The 4,292-nt window shown below is 61.2% G+C and carries 1 protein-coding gene; it reads left to right on the plus strand.

The window, feature by feature from the left end; genetic code table 11:
• Nucleotides 1–309: 309 nt before the first annotated feature.
• A partial coding sequence (locus ACZ67M_RS37750; RefSeq protein WP_469854362.1) for a toxin glutamine deamidase domain-containing protein occupies nucleotides 310–4,292 on the plus strand: 3,983 nt, incomplete at its 3' end.

Raw genomic sequence — 4,292 nt, forward strand, 5'->3', positions numbered from 1 at the left:
ACCGTCCACGTCCCCCAAAGCCTCCCCACCTTCACCGCCTCCCACTCACCCCTCGCCCACACCGACCTCCCCACCAACCACCAATACCGCGGCATCGGCATCGAAATCGAACGCCCCAACGTGAAGATGTGGTCCATCCTTGGAGGCGACGAATGGATGCAACACGGCAGAGTGCTAGCCACCGACAATAATCTCAGTCTGACGTCGGAGCACATAGAGGGAGGAAAGCCATTCCTCGAAGTCGTCACACGCCCTATCGCAGTGCACCGGGGAGAGCAGACACCCGACACACGCGTAAACAAGGAGCACGTGTTTCACTCACTGGCGCTTCTGGAGCGTGTCATCGGCCCTGGCAGCAGGGATCGACATGAGCCCTTTGCTCAGGTAGTCAGCGAGGTCGGCTTCCAGCCGACCACAGATTTCCATGATGTGGAGTTCCGCAGGAACAACCCACCGACACACCCGTACGAATACCCTGCCCAGTTCACAGTCGGCCTACCCCTGTCGGGCGTGTACGAGTTTGCCTTGAGTCACGCCAAGAGCATGATGGAGCCCAAGGCACTTGTCGATATCATTCCCGGCATCGAGGCAGGCGGCGCATTTTCCCGCCATGTGGCGGCAGCCTATTTCGCTGCCCGCAATAACATCAGGGGATCGCTTCCGAACCCTGAGGTAGCGGCAGCATTTCTTGACGACATGGATTTCAGAGTCATGAAGTCCATGTCCTTCGCAGTGTTCACACAAGCCATTTCCATCGTTCAGTTCAACGGAGGAAAGCACCCCTCTGGAATGTGGCCCAAGAGTTACCTGGGGATGGCATCTCGACACCACCCCTGGCTGCTACGGCAAGCTCTTTCACCGGCCGCGAGAAGCTTCCTTTCAGCGAATGCACAGTTCATACATGAGCAGTTCAACCGATTTGCCGCCGACGCAAATGAAGGGTTCCACGACCCACTCTCTGCCGTGATCACGACCTCGAACGGGGCAACCGCAACTGTTCGTGACTATATCAATGATTTCTTGTTTGATTATCCCGCCCCCAGGGTAAGGCAAGAGGATCTAGAGATCGGATCCATTCACGAAACCTTCGACGCAAATGCCGACTCCCACGGACGCCCCCGGCTTCCACTTCAATTGGGAATTTTCGAGATCAGAAACTTTCCAAATGATCGAGATTTCAATGGAATCCGCAGCACCTATGACGCTCTCGAAAGTGCAGTAAGCTCCACATATGACCAGGAACTGTATCGCAGCAGGCTCGGACAGCCGCACAATCAAGAACAACTGAGCATCCTGCGAAGCCTGTCAAATAACCCCCTCGTTCGACAGCTAGACCATATCCTCGCGGCCGCCTCCAAGCTGAACCGTACGGGGCCATTCCGCGCTCATGGCATGGAGCTAATCGACCACAAAACGACTGAGGACACAGTAAAGGGTGTACTCCTTCTTGCTGGCGCGCCGCTCCGCGTGGATCAGAACGAAGGGGCGCGACTGCGCTCTGCAGCCGTCAATGCTCTGGAACAGTTGGGCCTACGCCTAGGTGAATTTGCGACCGCGGCATCCTACCGAGGCGGTTGGGAAAAAACCTTCGAGCAGTGGCGAACCCTCCACAATACAAATAGGGCTCTACTTAGCTCGCTCGCCCCGCGATCTGAAGCAGTTGCTCCGCCGACCGACATGCTGACTACCTGGCACAGCCAAATGGGGCAACATCGGCCGGACCTCCTCAGGATCGATGGACAGGTCGCCGCGTACCAACAAACGGGTCATCGCCAGCACTTGGTCGGCGTATTGGCTGCGATCGGCGCATGGTACAGCGCACCAAACCGCACAGCGAGTTACCGTCCAGCAGTACTCGCCCTTCGCACTCAAGTGTCATACCTCCTTGCCAACGCAGGCCAGCCGGGCGGCAGTTTCCATTTCCGCGCAGACACCAGCGACTCCGCCACCAACGGAATCCGCTCGCTCCTCAACGACCCCGACGTCGTCCAGAACCTGAGCGAAATCCACCTCCAGACACTCCGCAACGCCCTCAACACCTTCACCCACGACACCACCACCACTGCGGATGCCACGGTTTCCGCTCCGGCGGACGGGTCCTCGGCCGCGGTGACGGGATTGTCGGAGGGTGAGCGGGTCCAGGCGGTGGAGGACTTTGCCCGTCAGTGGCGGCGGTGGCAGAAGACGCCGGCCGTCGAGGACCCGGCCGGCACCGACCAGACCGCCCCGGTCCTCGGCCCGCCCGAACGCGCCCTGGCCACCGCCTACCAACTGCTCGGCCGTTCCCCCGAACCTGGGCTGACCGTCCGCCTCGACGAGACCACCGACCTAACGGTCCTGGACCGCATCGACCAGGACGGCCTCATCGTCGCCCAGCACCTCCTGGACCACCCCGGCGACCAGAACGGCACCGAACACCTCGTCCACCGCCTCCTCACCGACGCCCCCTACCGCAGCACCACCCACCTGCCCGGCGGCATGTATCCCGGTCACAGTGGTTACGGACAGGGCGGCTACGGCCACGGCGGTCAGGGGTATGCCGGACAGAGTTACGCCGGGCAGGCCCACGGCTGGCCGTCTGGAACATCGTCTCGGCAACTGCTCCAGCAGACCATTCCGCGTGATGCCTACGGCCGACTGCTGCCGACCACAGACTTCACCTGGACACAGCATGTCCACGACCTCTCGTCACGTAGCAGCCTGGCACCGGAAGACTCCAGCGCACGAGCGGCTGCCGCCGTGCATGCAACGCTTCACGGCAGGCCGACGGTCAGCAGTGACCTCTCGAACGTCACCCTGGAGACACTCGCACAAACCACAGGCCGTGACACCGGCTTCGACTACGAGGGAGACGGAATCGGATGGGTCGGCCGGGTTGAGCGGAAACTACAGCTTTTGGGCGCCGGTTCCACAGCGGTACTAAGCATTGAACGACCGATTGGCCAGTCCAGCGAAGAAGTCGCCGTCAACGCATACTTCGATGGACAGACAGTCACTTACATCGATGCCAAGTCACGCCGCTTCTCAACCACCCTCGACGGCCTGTCCTCCCGCCCTGTCACATATATTTCGTCGGCGGTCTTCGACAGCCACGGACGGGCAAGAGACTTCAGTCCAGAGCGAATGGAAAGGTCGAGTCTCTCCGAGGTCCGCGAAGAGGGACCGCACCTCCTGCCGATGGATCCCCGGGATTCCGCAGCACTGTTGCGCGCCATACCCAAAGACAATAATGGAAGGCTGATGCCTTTCGCCTCTCTGGCATGGACCGGCCTTGTCAATGGTCGCGGACTGTCTTTCCCAGGACGCGGCGAAAACTGCGTGGAATGCGCACTCAGTCTCGAAATAACCCTGCGTGGGCAACCCACCGTCGCGGCAGCACTGGCACCGCACGTACCCGGCGCGACATCCGAAAAAATGGAAAAGATCGAGTCCTATTTCGGAGAGATGTTCATATCCGTCAACGACGGACTGCAAGGCCTGGCCCAGATCTCCAAATCCCTCTCTTCCCGGCCACCGGGAACGTCTGCCATCATCCGCATGGAACTTTACAGTCCTCACAAGGGAGAGTGGGCTCACGCTTTCAACGCAGTTCGACTCGGAACCCACGACGAAGCCGCTGTCTGGTTCATCGATTCCCAGAGCGGTTGGTATGGCCAAGACCCGCGTCTGCTCCTCCGAAATCTCGGAGCACAGCCGACCACCGTGACCTACATGCCATTCGGCCCCGACGGCTCATTCCTCCCGCCCCCACTGCAGACAATTCCGCTGTCCCCGGCAGACAACAACAGCAACTACAACCCCTACGCCTACACAGCCGATACCAGCAACTCCACCGTCAACGGCCTGCAATCACTCCTCAACAACCCCGATGTCGTCCAGAGCCTGAGCGAAACCCACCTACAGACACTCCGTAACGCCCTCAACACCTTCAACACCCGCAGCACCGCCGACAGCGTCCACGACACCACCCGCACCACTGCCACCACCACTACTGCGGATGCCACCGCCGCTACTACTGCGGATGCCACGGTTTCCGCTCCCTCGGACGGAGCCTCGGCCTCGGCCGCGGTCACGGGATTGTCGGAGGGTGAGCGGACCCAAGCCATGGACGACTTCTCCCGTCAGTGGCGGCGGTGGCAGAAGTCCCCCGTGGCCGAGGGCCAGACGGGCACCGACGAGACCGCCCCGGTGCTCGGTCCGCCCGAACGCGCCCTGGCCACCGCCTACCAACTCCTCGGCCACACCCCCGAACCCGGCCTGACCACCCGCCTCGACGAGACCACCGACCTAAC

It is taken from the genome of Streptomyces sp. NPDC107500, assembly GCF_055582785.1.